This is a genomic window from Niabella aurantiaca DSM 17617, assembly GCF_000374125.1.
GTDB lineage: Bacteria > Bacteroidota > Bacteroidia > Chitinophagales > Chitinophagaceae > Niabella > Niabella aurantiaca.
Map to the genome: position 1 here is coordinate 572,514 of NZ_KB893625.1, position 20,966 is coordinate 593,479.

General features: G+C 49.3%; 17 protein-coding genes. 1 reads left to right on the top strand and 16 read right to left on the bottom strand.

Annotated elements, in window-relative coordinates; genetic code table 11:
* The first annotated feature begins 33 nt into the window (after positions 1-33).
* A complete protein-coding gene (locus B160_RS0102325; protein WP_018626245.1) occupies positions 34-1,377 on the top strand; it encodes an alkaline phosphatase family protein in 1,344 nt (447 codons plus the stop codon).
* 546 nt (positions 1,378-1,923) lie between these two features.
* Here B160_RS0102325 and eboE read toward each other — a convergent pair.
* The 16 genes from eboE to B160_RS0102420 form a co-directional block, all read right to left on the bottom strand.
* The gene (gene eboE / locus B160_RS0102335; protein ID WP_018626246.1) at positions 1,924-3,135 is read right to left on the bottom strand and encodes a metabolite traffic protein EboE; all 1,212 of its coding nucleotides are present in this window, start codon (positions 3,133-3,135) and stop codon (positions 1,924-1,926) included.
* Positions 3,136-3,140: 5 nt separating this feature from the next.
* Positions 3,141-4,295: a 3-dehydroquinate synthase gene (locus B160_RS0102340; RefSeq protein WP_018626247.1), complete on the bottom strand. Its 1,155-nt coding sequence runs from the start codon at positions 4,293-4,295 to the stop codon at positions 3,141-3,143.
* Between the two features lie 8 nt (positions 4,296-4,303).
* The gene (eboC, locus tag B160_RS0102345; RefSeq protein ID WP_018626248.1) at positions 4,304-5,191 is read right to left on the bottom strand and encodes a UbiA-like protein EboC; all 888 of its coding nucleotides are present in this window, start codon (positions 5,189-5,191) and stop codon (positions 4,304-4,306) included.
* A gap of 12 nt (positions 5,192-5,203) precedes the next feature.
* Positions 5,204-6,184 (bottom strand): TatD family hydrolase, encoded by a 981-nt coding sequence (locus tag B160_RS0102350; RefSeq protein WP_018626249.1) that lies wholly within the window; start codon positions 6,182-6,184, stop codon positions 5,204-5,206.
* Entirely contained in the window at positions 6,168-6,908 is a 741-nt protein-coding gene (locus B160_RS0102355; protein ID WP_018626250.1) for an EboA domain-containing protein, read from the bottom strand. The genes B160_RS0102350 and B160_RS0102355 overlap by 17 nt, the downstream gene beginning before the upstream one ends.
* A gap of 10 nt (positions 6,909-6,918) precedes the next feature.
* Positions 6,919-7,287: a transmembrane 220 family protein gene (locus B160_RS0102360; protein ID WP_018626251.1), complete on the bottom strand. Its 369-nt coding sequence runs from the start codon at positions 7,285-7,287 to the stop codon at positions 6,919-6,921.
* A gap of 184 nt (positions 7,288-7,471) precedes the next feature.
* Positions 7,472-10,531, bottom strand: a complete 3,060-nt coding sequence (locus B160_RS0102365) for a heparinase II/III domain-containing protein (protein ID WP_018626252.1) — start codon at positions 10,529-10,531, stop codon at positions 7,472-7,474.
* A 222-nt stretch (positions 10,532-10,753) separates the two neighbouring features.
* Positions 10,754-11,560, bottom strand: a complete 807-nt coding sequence (locus B160_RS0102375; RefSeq protein WP_026309465.1) for an amidohydrolase family protein — start codon at positions 11,558-11,560, stop codon at positions 10,754-10,756.
* A complete protein-coding gene (locus tag B160_RS0102380; RefSeq protein ID WP_018626255.1) occupies positions 11,550-12,500 on the bottom strand; it encodes an amidohydrolase family protein in 951 nt (316 codons plus the stop codon). Before B160_RS0102380 ends, B160_RS0102375 begins: the two co-directional genes overlap by 11 nt.
* 68 nt (positions 12,501-12,568) lie before the next feature.
* Positions 12,569-13,354, bottom strand: a complete 786-nt coding sequence (locus B160_RS0102385) for an amidohydrolase family protein (RefSeq protein WP_018626256.1) — start codon at positions 13,352-13,354, stop codon at positions 12,569-12,571.
* Positions 13,344-14,267, bottom strand: a complete 924-nt coding sequence (locus tag B160_RS0102390) for an amidohydrolase family protein (RefSeq protein WP_018626257.1) — start codon at positions 14,265-14,267, stop codon at positions 13,344-13,346. The genes B160_RS0102385 and B160_RS0102390 overlap by 11 nt, the downstream gene beginning before the upstream one ends.
* 10 nt (positions 14,268-14,277) lie before the next feature.
* Positions 14,278-16,122, bottom strand: coding sequence for a carbohydrate-binding protein (locus B160_RS0102395; protein ID WP_245562137.1), 1,845 nt, complete (start codon positions 16,120-16,122; stop codon positions 14,278-14,280).
* 211 nt (positions 16,123-16,333) lie between these two features.
* On the bottom strand, positions 16,334-17,314 hold the full coding sequence (locus B160_RS0102405) for an amidohydrolase family protein (protein WP_018626260.1): 981 nt from the start codon (positions 17,312-17,314) through the stop codon (positions 16,334-16,336).
* Positions 17,315-17,339: 25 nt separating this feature from the next.
* Positions 17,340-18,692 (bottom strand): DegT/DnrJ/EryC1/StrS family aminotransferase, encoded by a 1,353-nt coding sequence (locus B160_RS0102410; protein ID WP_018626261.1) that lies wholly within the window; start codon positions 18,690-18,692, stop codon positions 17,340-17,342.
* A gap of 18 nt (positions 18,693-18,710) precedes the next feature.
* Positions 18,711-19,988: a sugar MFS transporter gene (locus B160_RS0102415; protein ID WP_018626262.1), complete on the bottom strand. Its 1,278-nt coding sequence runs from the start codon at positions 19,986-19,988 to the stop codon at positions 18,711-18,713.
* A gap of 58 nt (positions 19,989-20,046) precedes the next feature.
* Positions 20,047-20,874 (bottom strand): N-acetylmuramic acid 6-phosphate etherase, encoded by an 828-nt coding sequence (locus B160_RS0102420; RefSeq protein ID WP_040679253.1) that lies wholly within the window; start codon positions 20,872-20,874, stop codon positions 20,047-20,049.
* Between the last annotated feature and the right edge of the window lie 92 nt (positions 20,875-20,966).

Here is a 20,966-nt window from a genome sequence, read left to right on the forward strand (position 1 = left end):
AACCTCCAGTTTAACGATTAACTTGAATTAATAATGCAAAAGACCGTTGTACTGAATATTGTAGGCTTATCAAAATCTGTTCTTCATCTGCTCCCGTCGCTTAACAGGTATGCAGCGCAGAACAACCTGAGCATAATAAAGCCTATGCTGCCCGCTGTAACCACAGCTGTTCAATCTACCTACCTCACCGGAAAGTGGCCGTCTGATACTGGCATAGTAGGCAACGGCTGGTATGATCATATCGATAGCGAAATAAAATTCTGGAAGCAATCGAACAAACTGGTGCAGGCGAAAAAGATCTGGGAAGCAGCAAAGGAAAGGGATGCCGGTTTCACAACTAGCAATATGTTTTGGTGGTACAACATGTATTCATCGGTTGATTATAGCGCTACCCCACGACCCAACTATCTTGCAGACGGACGTAAGCTGCCTGATTGTTATACGCATCCGGCTTCTTTAAGGGATAGGCTGCAGCAGGAGTTGGGGCCATTTCCGCTCTTTCAGTTCTGGGGACCGGGTGCAAATATTAAATCCTCACAGTGGATCGCTGAAGCATCAATAAAAACAGATCAGTTACACAATCCTACATTAACACTGATTTATTTGCCACACTTAGATTATTGCCTGCAAAAATTTGGTGCAGATGAAGCGCTCATAAAAGATGAATGCGGCAAAATAGATAAAGTGGCGATGCGGTTGATCAATTATTACCAGCAACAAAATGCGTCTGTCATTGTGTTGTCGGAATATGGCATTACCCCTGTTGACAACCCCATACATATAAACAGGATACTGCGCCGTAGCGGTTATATAGCTATAAGAAATGAACGCGGGCTGGAGTTGTTAGATGCCGGCGCTTCAAAAGCATTTGCAGTAGCCGATCACCAGGTAGCACATGTATACATTCAAGATAAAACACTGATAACCGAAATAAAAGGCCTGCTTGAAACCACGAACGGAATCGCCTGTGTATTAGATAAAACAGAACAATTGAACTATCATATTCATCATGAGCGTTCCGGCGATCTGGTAGTAGTGGCAGACAACAGTAGCTGGTTTACCTATTATTTTTGGAACAACGATAAACTGGCACCTGACTATGCAAGATGTGTTGACATACATAAAAAACCCGGTTACGATCCCGTAGAAATGTTCATGACTTCAAAAGCAAGGGCAGCCTACAAACTGCTTAGAAAGAAACTGGGAATACGTTATGTAATGGACGTCATTCCTTTAGATGCCTCTTTAGTTAAAGGCTCACACGGAAGCCCTTTTATCGCAGATGAGTACAAACCAATATTGATTACAAAAGATCTTTCATCAAAACAAGAGGTGGAGCCAACGGCCATTTATGATATTATTTGGCAACATCTGTAAACCCTGGGGTGAGATGATAATTAATAACATAGGAGCGACTTTAGAATTAGATCTCAAAGAAATATCATGCCGGGTAAAAAACTTGTGCGACACACAATCATCGCGGCCATAACGGATCTTTCATCTTTGAATAAATTACGACTTCATTTTGATCAAGTTGTATAAAACCAAAAATAGAAATTATACAGCTCAACGGTCCGCTAAAAGCGGAATCTGCAACTTTGTACTGAATCCAATAGAATTGCTTACCGGCATCGTGCCGTAACCGATTCCGGGCGTCCTTTTTATAATAGACCGGTATCTGTTTTATTAAAATGGCTGTCCTGTTAAAATGGTTTGTGGAGACATAAACCCTGGCCCGCGTTCTGGGGCAGGGTCCTCATTGCCGGGCCCGTAAATTGATAAAAATAATTTTGATGCCGGTTCATTATCAGGTCCTTTTTTGGATGATACCATTTTTAAGTGTACTTTAAATGTCCAATTAGTATGGGTTACACAAATTCATACAATTCAATTTGAATCAATGAGCGGGTGACTTTAGATTAATTATGTGCTCAATTGTTTTATTACCCATTTCATTTCCCTGGTAATGGAGCCTGCGATGTCTTTTTTCAGAGAGGCCGGCAATACCTCCCATGTGTAGGTCTCAATTTCCAGGTGTTGAGTAAGCGGCATCTTTTTATGAATGTTTAAAACGGTCAGGATATCCTCCTGTGTAGTGGATAACGGTGCTATTCTTCTGGTAAAAATAGGTACGTGGTAATGGATGCGCCATTCTTTAACCGGCGTAGTATCGATCTTTTTCAACGCCTCCGGCAGATCGGGATAGGATACCAGCTCATTGCCATCACGGCGGCCGATAACCTGGTGCAAATATGTGGGCTCCAAAAAATTCTTAACTGCGTTTACCAGGGCGCTTTTGTTTTCTTCTTTCCGGGTGAAAACCGCTTTCAGCGCAGCGCTGATCTGTATCTTCCCGACTTTGATCCCGGATCTTTGTAACAGGCGGATATTGGTAAAATGGTCTTCATAATTAACGGCGGCATGACATACATCATAACAAAGCCGGATATATTTTCTTAAAACGGTACGTGCCTTTGAGACCGGTATATCCAGTTTTTGACCCAGCTGGCTTGCGCCGGTTTGCATTAATACTTCTTTATACCAGTGGATAAAGGATTGGGTATTGGTTAAAATACCATCGGGCTCGGGCTCGATCGCGATAAAAATGGTTTTCCCGTATTTTTGATCCAGCAGTATCAAATGCTCCACAACGGCAACCAGGTTGGATGTTGACCGCTCTATGGCACGGGCAGTTGCTGCCTCTGTTTTATGCCAGTAGCGGTAGCTCAAAGGGGAGGTGGAAATGCTCCCTTCCATTTTTGCCGGTATCAATGCTGCCAATATGCCGGCCAGCCGTTTTGTGTAGGTTACCCGTTTTGCAGTGGTCCAGTCGGGAGCATGTACACTGTCTTTTACAACCGTTTGATGAAAGCCCCCGTAGGGAAATCCATTGATCGTGAATACATAGGCATTTTGCGCATCCAGCCATTGCTTAAACCGGGCGCATGCTCCTTTTTGGGAAAGCGTTTGGGCTGCCATTGCAGAAAGCCGCAGGCCGATACCCATAGCAGACCGGGGGCTGCATTTTTTTTTGACCTCCGGAAAATATTTTTGAAGCTGCTCAAAATGTGCAGCCCAATCTTCCCCGGAATGAATATTGCTGCAATAGGTAAGATGCCCGTAATCGGTGATCATGCTGTTTATACTAAAGAAGTGGGTTGTGAAACGGCTGCTAATTTTTTTGCAGCACACCGCATGGTCGGTTCGTCTATAATGGAAACATTACAGGTTTCACCAATATCTCTTAATAAAGGGATGGTCAATACCCCTCCCAGATGCTCCCTGAATTCGTTGAGCCCGTTCAGTAATGCTTCTGTGTCCTCCAGCAGGGGATGGGTTACCGGCAGGTTCAGGCCGGATAAGAGATCAAGGATCCTGTTGAGTGCATCGCTGCTTAAATAGCCCATCATATTTGCATACGTACAATCCAGCGCCATACCTATGGCAACGGCTTCCCCGTGTAATAATTTATAACCCGACATATGCTCCAGCTTGTGTGCGCTCCAGTGTCCGAAATCCAGTGGCCTTGATGAACCGGTCTCAAACGGATCGCCGCTTGCGATATGCTGTAAATGCAGTTTTGCACATTGGATAATGGTTTCCAGCATGGCGTCCTCGTTGCCTGCCGTTAAGGCAGGCGCTAACTGCTCCATCCGCTCGAAAAACCGGGCATCTTTGATCAGGGCTACTTTTATTGCCTCGGAGATCCCGGATATCCATACTCTTGAGGAAAGCGTTTTAAGAAATGCGCCATCATTGATCACCGCAACTGGCGTGGAAAAGGTGCCTAAGAAGTTCTTTTTGCCAAATGCATTGATGCTGTTTTTTACCCCAATTGCCGCATCATTCTGCGCCAACGTAGTGGTGGGAATGCGGATCAGTTTGATGCCCCTGTGTGCCACGGTTGCGGCAAACCCGGTTACATCACAAACCGCTCCGCCGCCGATAGCCACCACAAATGAGTGCCGGTCAATATTGTATTGATGGATCGCGTTGAGTATGGCCTGGTAGGCGTTGCTGCTTTCCTTGGCTTTTTCGCCACCAGGTATAATAAGAAAATGCGGACTGTTGCTGCCAGGCATGTTTTGATACAGGTAGTTTTTTATAGCGGACAGCAGCTGCGGATGCTGCGCGCCTACATTGCTGTCAATTACAAACAGCAGGGAAGGTGAAAACCCGCTGTTGGAGTGGGCGGATAGTATGTCTCCAAATGTAGGGTTGTCTGCATTAAAAACACCGGTAATGAAGTGGATATTGTAATGATAGCGTATTGTAAATCGTTGTTCAATAATCATACATAAAGTTATGTAACGGCAAAGTATTTTCCTAATAAGATTGAGATCGGCAGCAGGCAAAGAATGATGCCGCAAATAAGGAACTGGTGATGGATAGCGGCCCAGGTAGCATCTAAAAAAATGATGCTGAGCACGCCTGCTTTTACTGCTTTAATGATATTTTTTGCATAAGGATTCTGCCATGCCTTATATAACGGCCGCAGGATGCTGATGCAAAACGGCAGCAACAGCCAAAGCCCGGTATATACCCGGGTATAGCTGCTTTGGATGCACAGGATCATAAAAACGAGCAGGTAAAGAATAAAGGCAATGGCAAGGTTTTTCTTTTTACCGCCATGTACTTCATCCCGGCTGATGGTGGTGACCGCAAAAATGTAAACGAGCGGACCGATGCCCAAATAAATATTGGAGTACAGGACACCGGGCACCAGCGAGATGCCCAGCAACAGGTTCAGCCCCCTGCATGCCCCCATATTTAACGGACCCAGAATAGGGTGGTGCTTGCTTTTGTAGTCGTACAGCAGTGCACACGCAACAATGGCGAAGGTGACCATAAATGCCGTCGCATTGACCTGTGCGCTGCTGATCAAAGCGATCGCAAATAAAAGGATCCCGAACAGGAGTGCCGCGTTTTTGGATATGATGCCGCTTGGAATAACGCGTTCCGGCCGTTCGACCCGGTCTGTGTCGGCATCAAAAATATCGTTGAAAACGATGCCCCCGGCGTACAGGGCTGCAGTTGTCAGTAGCAGCAATGCCGCCTTGAAATAAAAGTTGGCGGGTCCGTCACCGTTGCTGTAAAACAGTACAATGCTGATGCCTGCCAGCACATCCGCCATAGCGGTGATCACATTGGCCGGACGGCACAGTGTTATGTAATGAAATAGCCGCTTCACATTAAGGATGCATTACTTTATAATGATGGAGTTTTTGTCAATACGGGGCTGTTGTCCGCCTCTTAAAACCGAGTTGTTCTCAAATTTTTCGGCCTGGTTGATGGCCATGCCATCGGCGAAATCGTGGGGGTCTATTTGCCCGCTTTGTCCAAATGCCGCGATCGCATTGCTATAGGTGACCGCTTTTATGGTTGCTTCAGGAATGCCTTTTTTCTTCATGAGCATGGCCGTTTTGGGAACAGCCAGGGGATCGCTGATTCCCCAGTCGGCAGCGGAATTGATCATGATGCGTTCGGCGCCATATTGTTTTACGATCTCCACCATACGTTCATTTCCCATTTTTGTAAACGGGTAAATGGTGAAAGCGGCCCAAAATCCCCGGTCTAATACTGCTTCCACGGTTTCTTCATTATTGTGGTCGATAATGACCATAGCCGGATCCAGCTGGTGCTCTATTGCAATATCCATGCTTCGCTGCGTGCCTTTCTTTTTGTCGCGGTGGGGCGTGTGCACCTGTACCGGTAATGCGGCTTGTTTTGCCAGCTCTAATTGTAACCGGTAATATTTTTCCTCCAGCGCTGTCTGGTCGTCAAAGCCGATTTCCCCGATGCCCACAACGCCTTCTTTATAAATGAAATTGGGCAGCACCGCCATTACCTCCTCTGCCAGGGCCTCATGATTGGCTTCTCTTGAGTTCAACCCGATGGTGCAATAGTGTTTAATGCCAAACTGGCTTGAGCGAAAGCGTTCCCATCCTAACAGCGAACTGTAATAATCGTTAAAGGTACCTACATGGGTGCGTGGCTGGCCCAGCCAGAAAGAAGGCTCGATCAGCGCTACGATCCCGTTATCCGCCATTGCCTGGTAATCGTCCGTGGTACGGGAGGTCATGTGTACATGGGGATCAAAAAAGCACATACCTTTTATCAGTTCCGTATCTACAGCGTCCGGGAGCTCCGTCCGTTTTTCAATTTCATTATTTCCGCAGCACATATCCGTTTGTTTGTTCTAAGAATTTTGATTTTAAAGTTTCTGTCTCTCCCGGAAAAAAGGGAGTGGTCAATCCCCATATTTCCCCGTCGATATCCCTTCCGGCGGCCAGCCTTTCTTCGGCATAGCGGAACAGGGAAGTGGCCAATGCCGGATTGTTCCTTTGTTGCAGACCATATACCCGGGCGAGGTCCTTGCCGGTGAACACGGCTTTTAAGATCATCTGGTTCCATGCCGCCTCCGGCAGCTGTTCGGAAGGATAATTGTTTTCCTGCATGATGGCGTCCAGTACGGTCCCCATATTGCTCCGGATGCCTTCTGCACAACGCGGTATCCATTCCTCTGCATAAGCATAAAAGGGCAGTGCTTTGTATAAAAGGGTGAGCTCTCCCAGATCTGCCTGCCGGAACAGCGCTTCTATGAGAGGAATGTAATCCTGCCTGCTGATCGCTTCGAGTTGCAGCAGCTGGTACAGCCTGGCCATATCCAGTATGCTCCAGCTGTTCCAGTTGGTTTGGGGAAAGTTCCCGGTTATGTAAATGAAGTGATCAGGGGTACTATCCGGTTTTTTTCTGGAGAACTTTCTTCCCGCCAGGGAAAAATTCCGGTTGATATTTTGTGGGGTCACGTCCTGGGCGATCAGCCAGTCAAAACTTTCAGCACCGCTTTCTTTCTGCAACAGTTCCGACAGCGTTGTGCGCAACAGGGCAATATTAAAGGAAAACATCCGTACCTGGTTAACGTGTTATAAAATAGTTGACGAGCAGGACCGCCACAACGATCAGCAAGCCAAAAAACTCCCTTGCCTTTTCGATATAGGGCTTGCTCGCTTTCATCGATTCTACCAAACTTGGTGCATTGTATTTTTGTATCCAGTCTTTTACGCCATCTTTTGAAAAGAAGATACTTACTGCATAACCAAAACAGAGCGCGGCGATTACGAGGTATGTTCCCGGAAAATATCTGTGAAATACAGCAAGTCCGCAAAGGATTGCCGGGATGCCATAAATGCTTACCCATAGCCAGGCATCCTTGTCGTTCAGGTTCACCCAGGCGAAGCCGATAAAGGCGATGCAGAAAAGAATATTAAAGATCAGTAAAAACATTTTTATAGAATTACAGCATACAAGATAAGATTTGACGGGGCAGTTTCCAAAAGCGTCACAACATTTTTATTTCCCGGGTGGCGCGTGTCTCCACAGGTTCCGGCCAACCGCCCTGATCGCTGCCTGCAGGTCAGGGAATATCGGTGCGGAAAACAGGATATATCCTTCCGGAACAGCTTTGTCTTTATTTTTTTGAGCTCCACGAAGTATGGGTGGCGATCTTAAACCGTGCGCCCTCTTCAAAGTCGTAACTGCGTTTTTGCACGCTCCCCGGCGCTGTCAGGCCCTTCTCTTTGCCGCCATTCCTTATCGTACTTACAAAAGTTGCCGGACCAAAAAATATCCGGGTGAATGTTCCTTCCTTTTTGACGTTCCGGATCCGGTAGCTTGCGTCGCGCGCTCCCGTTGTCTCGATAACGATCTGCTCGCCGATCAGACGTTTATCAATGGGCTGTTTTGCCGCTGCCAGTATCCATCCCTCGCCGCCAAGCCCCCGGTACATCTTTACAACCTTGCCCCCGATTGCACCGGCCGATTTGAGGTTTATTTTTTTATAGCTGAGCGATGCGCCGTTTACGAGAACAGCCCTGGCAGCATGGTTGTTTTGCTCCCGGATATAACCGATGGCACCGTTCATTGCAATGCCATTGGGCAGCTGCATCTCTTTTTTTGTGGAAGGATTGTATAACAGGTAGTCGGTAGCGCCGTTCATTTTCTCTACCCGGATGGCGATGGTTTCATCGTTGCCGGTATCCAGGCGCTGAACAGATCTGATAAATGGTTGATCCCGGTAAGGTTCAAGAACGGAGACAAAGCTGCTGTTCAGATCTGTGCCCGCTCGGTGCATCAGCACATAGCTGAGCTTTTTGGGGTTGCCCGGCTTATTTTGAGGAGGATCGCCGTCGGCCAGCGCCACATCATCGGCGGGGCTCATTGCGTGCATGCGGATATGAATATTGTCCCTGTCGGTTATTCCGCGGTATCCCGGTGCCGCTTTCCAGTCTACCATAAAACGGGCCGGCGGGCGTGTATCTTTTTTTATATGGTACAGGAAAGAGTAGCCGTAAGGAAATCCGGCGGCCTTGGTGCCTTTGGCGATCTGCTCACCGGCGTAAGTGCCTTTTTCCTGAACCTGGAGCCGGAGCCCGTCGGTGTTGACGGTGCCCGGGGGGCCGTGAAAACTGAAGACATGATCGTGGCCTCCCTTTACCCTGAAGATGTCGACAACATAGGCATTGCTGTCGACAGTGCCATTGCCGGTACCACCTACCAGGAACATGGTACGGCTGTATTCCTGTATATCGGGATAAGCTGCTTTCCCATCCAGCTCAAATACGCCAAACCCTTTTAACTGTTTAAACAGCCGGGTATGTCCTCCCCAAACGGCTTTTTGCGGCCGTTTGTTCACAAATACCAGATTGTGGGAAACAGAACTCCTGGTCCATTCTGTAACGTTGGGTATATTGGTTGCAAATTCCGGATAGCCATGATCCGGCGTTAGCCAGTGCCCGAATGCAAACAGGTCAAAATTCAGCATATCGCTGTGGGCATGATGCATGGTGCGCCCATAATTATTGGCTAAAGCGATACCAGATGCACCTGCGTCCGATTCAAGCAGGGCCAGCCCGAACCCGCTCATAAGATATCCGCCGATGGGGCGTGCGCCTGCCTGCTCTCCTAATTTTTGTATCTCCCGGTTTATTGATTCGGGATCTTCTGAAAAAATATCCAGTCCCAGTCCTTTTGCCGAATGACCATTTACGCGATAAGCGGCAACAGCGATGGCCGGATCCCGGGTGTACAGGTATCCCTGTGCCATAAATTTAGGATCGGCGCCCTGCAGGCTTACCAGCCCGGTTGATCCGGCATCTCCGATATTGGGAACGGCTTTGCCAAGAGCGGCCATGCGATAGGCGGCGGTATACGCATTTTTGAATTGCGGAAAATCGCGGAAAATATTATGATTCGTGTACCCGGGATAGGTCAGGAGCAGCGCCGCCAGTGCGGAAACGTGCCGGCCCCAGATAAATGCATAGCCCGGCGCGCCTTCATCGGAAGTGCCATCCCGGTCGAAGCGGTTAATCATCAGTTCGGGGATCGCCCCTCCATCGGGTGCAAACAGCCAATCCAGCCACCTGGTGGTGAACGGCTCGGTATTCAGCGCCAGGGCACACAATGCCACCGTATGCTGGTACATTCCCTGGTTGCCACGGATCCGCTGGTCCAGCACCGCCTGGAACGTGGTTTTCAGGATGCCCTCGTCAACATTGGCAACAAACAATTCCCGTGTGCCTTTGGGATTCGGCAGTTTGTATCGCTCGCCCTGGTGTTTAAGGAATGCATACAACGACGGATCATTTTGAGTGCCGCTCAGGATCTTATCATAAGCATCGGCAAATCCCTGTACGATTCCGGTTTCCCAGATAGAGCCTTCTATTTTTCCACGGCCCGTTGATCCGTCTGAGTGATACCATCCCCGGTCGGCATAGGGCTTCCAATCCATAGAGGGATAGAGGTCAGCGATCCGGTCTAACAAAATGGCCGCCTTATGGGCATAACGCTGATCGCCGGTGTACAGGAAAGCGTTGGCAAGCGCCGTTAGCCCGCCGTGGATGTACCGCCAGTATTTCCAGGTATAGTATCCGATGTATTTATAAGCCCGGCCGTTGTGAACGTAGCCAAAGCCGTTATCCACGCCATATTTGTGTAACGGGTCTTTGGGATCCGGATGATCGGTATTGAACAGCAGGCTGGTATCGCCTTTGGCGGGATCAAAGAGCCCGTGCTCATCCAGGGCGCTTTGATAATATTTGCCGAAATCGTTGGTCGGGAAAACGGATCCGCAGGAGGGACAGGTCAGTTTCCAGGGTTTTTTTTCGAAATCGGGATTGTAGGGGTAATTGCCGTATTGGAGGATCTGATCCCCGCAAACAACACATCCTACAAATTTGGGGCCTTTGGCAAATTTATCATATCCTACATCGATGGTCCTTGGCAGATCCTGGCCCGGCACCATTGCCCACAGGGCTTCATCGGTTTTGGCCAGCCAGGGCCGGGCATTTTTAACGGCTTCATTGAGCTGCTGCCGCGCCCATTCATATTTGTGGCAATTGTTCCGGAGGTTGCGAATGCGCGCTTCTGAATACTGTCCCCCGAAGATGCGCGTGGCATGCGCATGCTGTGCCGGGGAAGGGAGCAATAATGCCAGTAATGCCAATTTTAGCAGGAATAGTTTTTTTGCCATTATGCTTTTTGTTTTGCAGATGAATGAATGGGATCCTCTCCGTAATCCTGAAATGATCCGAAAATAATGTCTTTTTATTTGCAGCTCATGGTTCGTGGGGACAGGAACCACGGCGGCGCGGTGGCAAACCCCTTTTTTGTTTTGTCCCGGTCAATGTCCTCACCGACTGTATTGGAAATAAGCTGGTCGCTATTTATAATAAAAACTATTTTGCACGATCCGTTATAACCCCAGGAACTTTTTTGCATTACCGGACCGTAACAGCTCTTTTGTAACTGTACTGGCTTCGCTTTCCCGCAAGGCCTCGATCCGCAACATCCCGGTGAGGTAATCCAGTATGGGTGCATGGGTTCCAAAGGCAAAACGCCCGGTACCCTGTGTTTTTAAAAGATTCCCCAGGTCGTTGATCGTTCTTCCGGAAGTGTCCATCAGTACGTTGGCCTTGCGAAATAAGGCGGCGTCTGCTTCCTCCAGCTGCATGCTGTTGGTTACATTCAGGATCATGTATTTTGCATCAGGAACCGCCTTAATGATCGGGAAGATATTTTTTAAGGACCATTCCGGTTTGGGCGTATACGCTACATAGTCGATGTCCATCCAGGATCGCTGGCGGCTGTCGACCATTTTATAATTAAAAGCCACCGGCAGATCCATATCCCGCGCCTTTTTCACCAACTCAACAAGCGATGGGTCGTTTATTTCGTAATCGTGGTATTTCGGATATACGCGCACGCCCTTCATACCGAATTTTTTCACGCACTCCTCCAGGTCATGCTGCCAGCCGGCATAGGTGGGGTTGATAACGGCAAACGGAAGGAATCGGCTGCTGTGCTGCCCCAGTGACCTCAGCTCATCATACAGCTCCCGGTTGGCGGATTGAGTATTTTTATAAAAGATGCCATTCAGGTTGCTGATCACTGATAGGTGCACTCCAAATTTATTCATCCTCGCAAGGAGCGTTGCGCAGGTACCATACTGCAGCTGCATAAAAGGCCAGTGTCCTGTGTATGCGTTAATATCAATCAACACCTCTACCTCCTTTTTTTAAAAGATTATTATAATTATCGAAAAATATTTTTTGCTTTTGCCGCTCGGTTAGGTTGGCTGCCAGTATCTTCCCCACGCCCTGGTAGTAAGAATTGTCCGACGCAAAAAACAGGCGGTCTTCGCCAAGATGTTCAACGGCGAAGTCGATCATGTTTTCGGCATTGTTGCTTCCGGAAGTGTCTACATAGATGTTGGGGCAATCCCGGAATAGCTTACATTCATATTCCCAGTCGCCGCCCATACCGATATGGGCATATTGAAAGATGCCTTCGGGATAGCGCCGGGCGATCGCCACAAAGTCTTCGGGGATGGAAGTATTCGGCTGCTTATGGCCATTGTATTTCATCCGGTATCCGCCTACGCCGAGCTGGCACTCTCCGTGCGAATGGATGATCATCTTCAGGTCGATCAGCTTTTCGATGACGGGGTAATACCTGGGATCGTTGATCTTTACCTGGTAGTAGAGCTCTCCGGGGCCAACCATTCCCGCGTCAGTGCATCTTTTGATCTCATCTAAGGATTCCTGTTTGTAAACGGGATTCAGCACAAAGCCGCCGATCAGGTGATCGGGATATTTTTTGATGGCCTTTATGGTAAGATCATTGAACTTCCTGAATTGATCCGGCGTGCCGGGCATCACATCCAGGTATCGCGAAATGACCTGCCGGTCGATGCCCAATCGGCGCCCGTAATCCAGCTGTGTTTCCGGGCTGTCGTCCGTCCAGTATATATGTGCATGGGTATCGATCTTCCGGTATTGCATTACTTCCTTCATCAGGTCGTATGGCTGGGGGCCTGAGGCAGGCGTTGCTGCTGCTGCGGGTATGCCGGCCGCGGATTTTCCCGTTAAGCTGCCGCCTATCAGCATGCCCGCCATACCGGCCGCGCCCCGGGTAACAAATTTTCTTCGGTCAATATTCATGAGTGATGATGATTATTATTAAAAACCTGCGGTTGCTCCTGTTTTCTAAATAAGGAAGCATCCACCTGCTAAGATCCGAGCAATCCTTTTATATTTCCGGACCGCAACAGCTCTTTTGTGTGTTCGTCTGCCTCGTTTTTTCTCAGCGATTCAATGCGCAGCAGGCCGGAGAAATAATCCAGGATGGGGGAGTGGGTACCAAAACAGAATTTACCGGTTCCAAACTGTTTGAGCAGGTCGCTCCAGTTGGTCATACTTCTTCCTGATGAATCCATCAGCAGATCTGCCTTTCTGAAAAGGCTCATTTCTTCCCCGCTCAGCGCCATGCTGCCGGCTACATTCACGATCATATATTTTGCGTCCGGAACCGCTTTGACAATGGGTACTATATTTTTTAATGTCCACTCTTTATCAAGATCCATCCATGAGCTTGTCCGGCTGTCTACCATTCTCAGGCAAAAGGCAACGGGTAAGCCTTTATCGCGGCACATTTTCACCAGTTCAATACAGGGGAGAGCAGCGATGTCATAACCGTGGTACTGGGGATAGAGCCGGACCCCCTTCATCCCCATTGTGGTGGCGCATGTTTCAAAGTCATCGCGCCAGCCGCCGTATATGGGATTGATGACCGCGAAGGGAATGAACCGGTCGCGGTAAGCCCTTTTGCTGCGGATGGCATCCCGCAGCTCTTCGTTGGCGTGCTGCGTGTTCTTATAGAAAATGCCGTTCAGGTTGCTGATCACTGATACGTCCGTACCAAACTCCTGCATCCTGCCCAGCAGGGCTTCGGGTGTGTTGTATTCCAACTTCAGGAACGGCCAGTGGCCAATATATGCATTGCTGTCAATCAACATGGATACCTGCTTTTTTTAACCGTTTTGCAATATTTTCAAAAAAGATCTTTCTCCGTTGTGCATCCGTAAGGTTGGCGGAAAAAAGCTGGCCCACGCCCTGGTAAAAGCTATAGTCACAGCCAAACACCAGCCGGTCTTCACCCACATATTGCAGTGCAAAATCGATCATGCCGGCTGCGTTGTTGCTCCCGGACACTTCGATGAACACATTGGGTACGTTTTTCAGCACTTTGCAGGCATACTCCCAGTCAATGCCGCCGCCGATATGGGCAAACTGGAATAATGCTTCGGGATATCTTTTGGCAATGCGTGCGAAGTCTTCCGGCAGGGAAATATTCCTGGGTTCGGTAGGATATAGCTTTACGCGGGAGTGCCCCACCGGGGAGTGCATCATGATGTTCCAGTTGAGGTCGATGCATTTTTCAATGACCGGGTAATAGAGCGGGTCATCAATCTTTACCTGGTTGTAAAGCTCTCCCAGGCCCGTCATGCCGGCATCCCGGCAGCGGTCGATCTCTTCGAGGGATTCCTTCTGAAAAGCCGGGTTCAGCGCCACCGTACCGATAAACCTGCCCGGGTGCTCCTTCATACACTTTATGATGAAATTGTTCTTCGATCTGAAATCGTCGGGCCTGCCTTCGCTGAAGGGCCGGACAAAGTTGGAGATCATCAGCTTGTCAATACCGAGCCGGTCTGCAAAATCCAGGTTCACCTCGGTTTTGTACTGGTTTTCGTCTGCGTGGGCATGTGCATCGATCTTCCGGTATTTCAGCACTTCCTGCATAAAATCTCTTGTCCGTGCCCCGGTATCCGTGGGAGGGGCTTCCCGGCCGGTCGATCCCATCAGGAGGCTGCCCAGCATAAGACCTGCACCTGAGGTGACCGTATCCGTCATGAATTTTCTGCGATTCATTGTTGTGCGTTTATTTTACAGGCACCAGCCTTAACTCTCTCAGATCAAACATGGAGCCAGTATCTGCTGCGGCACCGGATTGCAATACCAGGGTTGTTGTGCCCGGCTGCAGCCGCAGGGCGCCTATCTTTTTTGTACGGTAGGTGTACCAGGATCCTGTTTTATCTACTTTGCCTTTTATGCGTTTCTTGCCTGCCGTCAGTTCGAACGATTTGCCTGCAACGGCATCCGCAACGGACCACACCTGGTAAACATCGTATTTGCCGGCTTTTGCAATATCTACGTTCCATATGGCTTTGTCCTTTGCGTCAAACCAGCCAAAGGCTCTCCATTCGGGCATGTATTTGATGCGGCTGCCTTCGGCGGCGGCCAGCCAGGATGATAAGCGATAGGACCCGTCTGCCTCCTGCTGAACCAGCTCCGGCTGATTACTGCCGGGTCTTTTGTCTTTGAATGCGCCGGGCATTAAGGCACCCACGGCGGTTATGATCATGTCTTCTACCCCGGGATCAAAAGGCGAGGGCTTGTTGTACCAGTACATGCTGCTTTCTGCTTCGTAACCACCTTCGCCGATCACACGGCGGGAAGCAATATAGGAGGGTACATCATTGGCGTAAGCGTTTACCCAAAGCCGTTCTGCACCATACTCGTTTTTAAGCCTTATGGAATAATCGACCACTACTTCGCCCGCCAGGTTCACCATTGCCATCTTATTGTCGAAGTTCCATACCTGCAGGGGATAATCAACAACGGGGGGAATGGCTTCGCCTCTTTCGAGTCTTTCAAGCGCAAGGCGTGCATAGTACCCTTTCACCGATTCATCTTTTGTCCATTCCACCAGCTCGCTTGCAGAAGGCACTTTGGAGAAGGGTAACCGGATCCATTTCATAGAGCCGGATGGTGGCGTAAGGAGCGGTTGCAGCTGCGCTGTTAACAGCTTGTCGATATTGTCGGCAATTTCTTTACCATGCTGCTGAACGTTTTCGAGGGCTCCGCGTGGCGAAGGGTTGGCGTCTCCGGCACAGCCCAATGCGATCAGCGCCGTTGTGCCGGGGTGTCTTGCCTCGATCAGCCGGTGTGCCTCCGCGATCCAGTCGCCGTGAATTTTGTGCTCCTCACCCCCCAGGGTTGTTCCATGACAGGCATAGTTGAGGAAAACGGCTTTCAATCCGCCGTTGGGGTCTGTTATTTTCAGTATGGGCAGCGCCAGGTCTACAGGGCCGTCTTTTGTGCGGCGGTTGGCGGCAAACTGCGCCTGTCCCTGCCCCCAGGATACGAGAGCGGGCTGGCGGTTGTTTAAGGCTGCTACCGCCAGGTCTTTCAGCTTTTGGGTAAGCAGTTCGGTATACCGGGTGATCTCGATGAGCTGCTTTAAGGCTAAAAGCGAATCGCTGAAGTGCCCGTTCCTGTATTGGAGGATATTGATCAGGTTGCCGACCTCGGGACCTCCGTGCGTGTGCGATGCATAAATCGCAATTTGTGCAGGATCGATCCCTTTTTCTTTTGCAAGGAAATCGGTGACCTTTTTAGTGATGCGCCATGGAATGCCTACCAGGTCTACGGTAATAAGGACGGTAGGGTGCTGCTCATCGCTGCCCAATGCGAGCGCCTTGGCGGATATGGGCTGCAATACGCTGTCGGCATCAGTGCTGAGCCGTGCCGCATACCCGGCCATCCGAATGGGAAATGGCGGTGTGATATCGGTACTGGCCACCCCCGCGGCGACGGTTGCCTGGTTGCCGGCTTTCTGGGAAAAGGAATATTTCCCCGGCAGGAAAACGGCCGCCATTGCGAGCGCGATGGACAAGGTAGCGGTACTGTTACGGATCTGAAAAATGATTGGCGCAAACTTCATACGCCGGTTGTTGAATAGATTGTGCATCATGTTTATAAAAACTTTTTTGAACCAATGTCGGATCCGGCTGTTTTACGGGCGCTCTGGTCTGCAATACAACCCTGTGATCAGGAACCGTTTTTCCCCGTATGTCTTTTTTTAAGCAGCACCTGCAGATCGTTATGAATGAAGGCTTTCCTTCTTTTTATTTCCGTTACCCCGGCGAGCCTGTTTATAATTTTAACCTGAATAATTTATTGGAATTGTCAAAAAATAGCTTTCGCTCAGCATTTTTATCCGGCACCAGTCTTTTGAGGGCCTGTATTGCCTGCCAGCCGGTGCAGGCTTTCCCGGTCCCTTCGGTATCCAGGCAATCGCTGCCGTATAAAAGCTTGTCCTGGTGGCGGTTTAAAAAGGATCTTGTAAAGTCCTCATCGCGTGTCAATGCAGCCAGTCCCGATCCGGCAGAGAGGTCGCCATAAACATTGTCGTACTTTGTCAGCAGCATATCCGTGATCCCTCCCGGGGTAACCTTCCCTTTTGGGTAGAGTACGTTCTGATTTGTGTGGTCTTTGTCGATATTGGCCCACCATGTTTGTGCGTGGCCGATAAAGTTCACTTTTTTGTATTTGCGAAGCATTTTATGCAGCCGTTCCAATCCCCATGTGTACATTTTGTACTGGAAGTGCATCAACACAGGCACTTCGTAGTCCTGCGCCAGTTTGTAAATGGCCTGCATCTCTTTTGAATCGCAATCCACATTGAATTTCAGCTCACCGATCACACAGGCTCCTAACTTTAAATATTTTTCTATTTCTTTTACGGCCCCCGGTGCATCGGGCACTTCATTGGCACCGAAGAAATAATGCTCCTTGTGCTGCTGGGCCAGCTGGTAGCAGGCTTCATTGGCTGTTGCCCTTACCTGGAGCCCGTTTGAAACACCATAATGAGTAGAACCCATACTTACGGGGTGGCCGGCGGGGAGCAGGATGGTATATGCGGCTCCCATTGTTTTCTGATGGGCCAGCAATGCCGCATCGCTCCGGTCTCCATAATTGGTGTGCTGGTGAATGTCGATGATCTTTTCACCGGGCTCATTGCTGAAGATCTGTTGCAGTACCTCGGCCTTCGCGGAGGCCATGGTAAAAAGACCGGCGCCTATAACCGACGATCGCTTTATAAAATCCCTTCTGGTTGATTTTTCTTTTCCCATAAAAAAATTACAATGAATGAACGGATCAGGAAAGGTGGTCCCTGTTGGTATAGATCTTTTCCAATGCATGGACAATGTCATCCATGTCTTCTTTTGTACCCAGCAAAATGGCTCCGGCGCTGATCACAACAACCGTTTCCGTTACTCTGTCGCAGGCGGGTAATTGCAGGCTGTCCCTGAAAAGATTTAATTGTTGCTTCGTGTAGCTCTTTTTGTAGCTGCTCAGTTCTAAGATATTGGTGGCCCACAGATCGTGCTGCATGCCTTTTATATAGCCGCTTGCGGGGATGCCCTCTGCACTCAGCGCTTTAAGGAATACCTGGCGGTCAACGTTATTGAAGGATTTTTTGTCGTATGTAAAGGCATATAGATAGTAACCGGAGCTGTTGCTGCCCTCGTATTGGAGTTGGGGCGTCAGGCCGGGGATGTTCTTTATTTTGGCGCTCAGGTAATTTGCGTTCTCGTTGCGTTTTTCAAAACGCTCAACGGCCTTATCCAGCTGCGACAGGATAATGCTGCCTTCAAATTCATTCATACGCATCTTTTGGCCGATGGTGGTATTCTGGCCCTTGCGGTTGGTGCCGTGGTTTTGTATGGTATATACTTTATCCATCAATGCGTCGTCGTTGCCGATGACCGCTCCGCCTTCGCCGGCGGCGATCTGTTTGCTGCCCTGGAAGCTGAAACATCCCAGCTGGCCGATGGTGCCTAATTGCCGGCCTTTATATTTGGCAAAATTTGCCTGGCAGGCATCTTCAATAACGGGTATCTTATGCTTGTTGGCTACGGCCATGATGGCGTCCATATTGCATGCGGAGCCCATGATATGCACCGGCATGATCGCTTTTGTGTTTGGAGTGATCTTTTGCGCGATCGCAGCCGCATCGATCTGGTAGCTCCGGTAATCCAGGTCTGCAAATATGGGCAAGGCCCTGGCGGCAAGTATTGCGGAGATGGTGCCAAAATCGGTGTAGGAGGAGGTAATGACCTCATCCCCGGGCTGTATGTTCAACGCATCCACGCAAACGCCCAATGCCTGCGTTCCCGATCCGGTGCCTACGCAGTATTTTGCCCCGGTAAGCGCTGCATATTTTTTTTCAAAGGTGGCCACAGTACCATGTACCGGGTTGCTGATCCTGCTCCAGGCACCGCTTTTTGTGGTGGCGGTGATATTGGCCAGCATATTGTCGTCAACGATCATTGCAGGCCAGTGTGGCCAGGGTTTTGTTCTGACGGGAGCCCCGCCGCTTATGGCCAACCCGGCGGTGCTGATTTTCGCATGCTGCCCGGCGAACGCAACGGGGGGGATGGAAAGTGCCGCTGAGCTTGCAGATAATACAGAAATAAATTTTCTGCGGGAGTATTGTTTTTTATTCATGGCAAGTTATTTTCAAAGTTATCGGGTTCGTATCTTATGACCCCGGATGGAATAATAGAGTATCATTAAATAACAGGGTGCTACGATCCAGTACGCTTTCTGGGGGTTATAGCTGTCTGCAAAATGACCATAAGCCAGGGGCAATAAGGCACCGCCGCAGATGCTCATGATGAGTAAAGAGGATCCGGTTTTGGTGAACCGGCCCAGGTTTGAAATGGCTAATGGCCATATTGCCGGCCACATCAGCGCATTGGAAAGCCCCAGCAGCGCAATGAACAGCACGGACAGATAACCCGTAGTAAACAAGGCGCAGAGCAAAAAGAGGATGCCTGTCAGTGCAGAATATTGCAACGCTTTTTCCTGCGACAGGAATTTTGGAATGCTGATGATGCCGATCAGGTACCCGATGAGCATGGCGGTTAATGTCATGCTCGTGAAAAATTTTGCGGTTACCATCGGGATCCCCTGGTATGATCCGTAGTCGATGATGGTATTGCCGGAAATGACTTCTACGCCAACATAGAGGAACAGGGTGAATGCGCCGATCAAAAGATGAGGGAATTGAAAAATGGACTTTTTACCCGTGGCGGCCTCCATGTCCTGTTCGTCCTGCTCCTCCTCAACCTCCGGCAGGCCGGAGTAATGGACCAGCAACGCCAGAATTAAAAGAACAATGGCCATGATCACGTAGGGGAGGATCACCCGGTGCGCCAGCGCGTTCAGCTCCGTCAGCTTCGTTACAGGATCCAGTTGTGCTATTTTGTGGCTGAGGGCATCGGTGTCCTTTAAAATAACCGAACCCAGAACAATGGGCGCAATAATGCCGGCAACGCCATTGCATACGCCCATAACGCTGATCCGCCTGGCCGCAGTCTTCCTCGGCCCCAGTATCGTTACATAAGGGTTGGAGGCTGTTTGTAAAATAGAAAGCCCGGCACCCTGCACAAATAAACCCGTTAAGAACACAGGGTAGGCGCGGGATAACGCCGCCGGGATAAAGAACAGCGAACCTACCGCCATTATCGCCAACCCCAGGGAGATCCCTTTCTTGAACCCGGTCTTGCGCAGGATCCATCCTCCCGGAAGGGCCATTACAAAATAGGAAATATAAAGCGCAAAAGCGACCAGGTATGCCTGTGTGTTATTCAGCTCACAGGCTAATTTTAAATATGGGATCAACACAGAGCTCAGCCAGGTCACAAAGCCAAATACCGAAAATAAAAGGCCGATAATAACCAGCGATCTTTTTATCGATTGTTGTTCACCGGCGGTTATTGTTAACGTTTCATTCGACATATATTGCAATTATCTGTTGTGTTCGCTGATCTTTTGATGAGGATCCTGCGCCGTGATTTTATGCACGGTGATTTTTCGAATTTAATGATTTCAGGGCATTTTGTACGCTGCCGTTCCGGAACAGCATTTCCTTTGCCATATCGTAATCACTGATGTCTCCCAGCCTCATGAGCATTTTTGTAGCCCTGTCGGTAATTTTATGATTGATGAGCTTTACATTCACCATTTGATTGTCGATGATCCGGCCCAGGCGTACCATTGTGGTGGTGCTGATCATATCGAAGATCATTTTGTGCGCTGTGGCGCATTTCATGCGGGTGCTGCCGGTGATGAATTCGGGTCCCGTGATCACTTCGATGGGGTACAGTGCCTGTGCGGCAATGGGGCTGCCGGGGTTGCTTACAATACACCCGGTTTCGATATGTTCCTTTCTGCATGTTGTGAGCGCTGCCAGAACAAAAGGAGTGGTGCCGCTTGCCGAAATACCGATCACAATATCTTTTTTGCTGATGCCTTTTTCGCGCAATTTCTCCCAGGCCTCGTTTTTGTCGTCCTCCATTTCTTCACGGGCCTCCACCAGGCGGTCTACGCCCCCTGCCAGGATCACCTGGAACAGGTCCGGACTAACGCCATAGGTAGTGGGTAGCTCGATCACATCCAAAACCGATAAGCGGCCACTGCTGCCGGCGCCAACATAAAACAGCCTTCCCCCGTTTTTTATTTTTTCCACGATCACTTCGATCAGGGCGTTTATCCGGGGAAGCTCTTTCTCTATGGCCGGCGCTACACTCTTGTCTTCACTGTTAATAAATCCTGTTAGCTCTTCAATGGACCTTGTTTCAAGATCCCGGTAGTTGGATGGCTGTTCGGTAATTCTATTCTGCATGAAAATCGTTTTGTCGGTTGAGTCTGCGGTTTTTGTGCGTTCTTTTATTGCGAATATACGCAAATTATAATTTGGAACTTTTTTTTGCGGTT

What these genes read in the sequence shown, in the direction of transcription:
- B160_RS0102325 (WP_018626245.1), top strand. Translation starts at nt 34, where the DNA reads ATGCAAAAGACCGTTGTACTGAATATTGTAGGCTTATCAAAATCTGTT.
- eboE (WP_018626246.1), bottom strand. Translation starts at nt 3,135, where the DNA reads ATGATCACCGATTACGGGCATCTTACCTATTGCAGCAATATTCATTCC.
- B160_RS0102340 (WP_018626247.1), bottom strand. Translation starts at nt 4,295, where the DNA reads ATGATTATTGAACAACGATTTACAATACGCTATCATTACAATATCCAC.
- B160_RS0102350 (WP_018626249.1), bottom strand. Translation starts at nt 6,184, where the DNA reads ATGTGCTGCGGAAATAATGAAATTGAAAAACGGACGGAGCTCCCGGAC.
- B160_RS0102355 (WP_018626250.1), bottom strand. Translation starts at nt 6,908, where the DNA reads ATGTTTTCCTTTAATATTGCCCTGTTGCGCACAACGCTGTCGGAACTG.
- B160_RS0102360 (WP_018626251.1), bottom strand. Translation starts at nt 7,287, where the DNA reads ATGTTTTTACTGATCTTTAATATTCTTTTCTGCATCGCCTTTATCGGC.
- B160_RS0102365 (WP_018626252.1), bottom strand. Translation starts at nt 10,531, where the DNA reads ATGGCAAAAAAACTATTCCTGCTAAAATTGGCATTACTGGCATTATTG.
- B160_RS0102380 (WP_018626255.1), bottom strand. Translation starts at nt 12,500, where the DNA reads ATGAATATTGACCGAAGAAAATTTGTTACCCGGGGCGCGGCCGGTATG.
- B160_RS0102385 (WP_018626256.1), bottom strand. Translation starts at nt 13,354, where the DNA reads ATGTTGATTGACAGCAATGCATATATTGGCCACTGGCCGTTCCTGAAG.
- B160_RS0102390 (WP_018626257.1), bottom strand. Translation starts at nt 14,267, where the DNA reads ATGAATCGCAGAAAATTCATGACGGATACGGTCACCTCAGGTGCAGGT.
- B160_RS0102395 (WP_245562137.1), bottom strand. Translation starts at nt 16,122, where the DNA reads ATGAAGTTTGCGCCAATCATTTTTCAGATCCGTAACAGTACCGCTACC.
- B160_RS0102405 (WP_018626260.1), bottom strand. Translation starts at nt 17,314, where the DNA reads ATGGGAAAAGAAAAATCAACCAGAAGGGATTTTATAAAGCGATCGTCG.
- B160_RS0102410 (WP_018626261.1), bottom strand. Translation starts at nt 18,692, where the DNA reads ATGAATAAAAAACAATACTCCCGCAGAAAATTTATTTCTGTATTATCT.
- B160_RS0102415 (WP_018626262.1), bottom strand. Translation starts at nt 19,988, where the DNA reads ATGTCGAATGAAACGTTAACAATAACCGCCGGTGAACAACAATCGATA.
- B160_RS0102420 (WP_040679253.1), bottom strand. Translation starts at nt 20,874, where the DNA reads ATGCAGAATAGAATTACCGAACAGCCATCCAACTACCGGGATCTTGAA.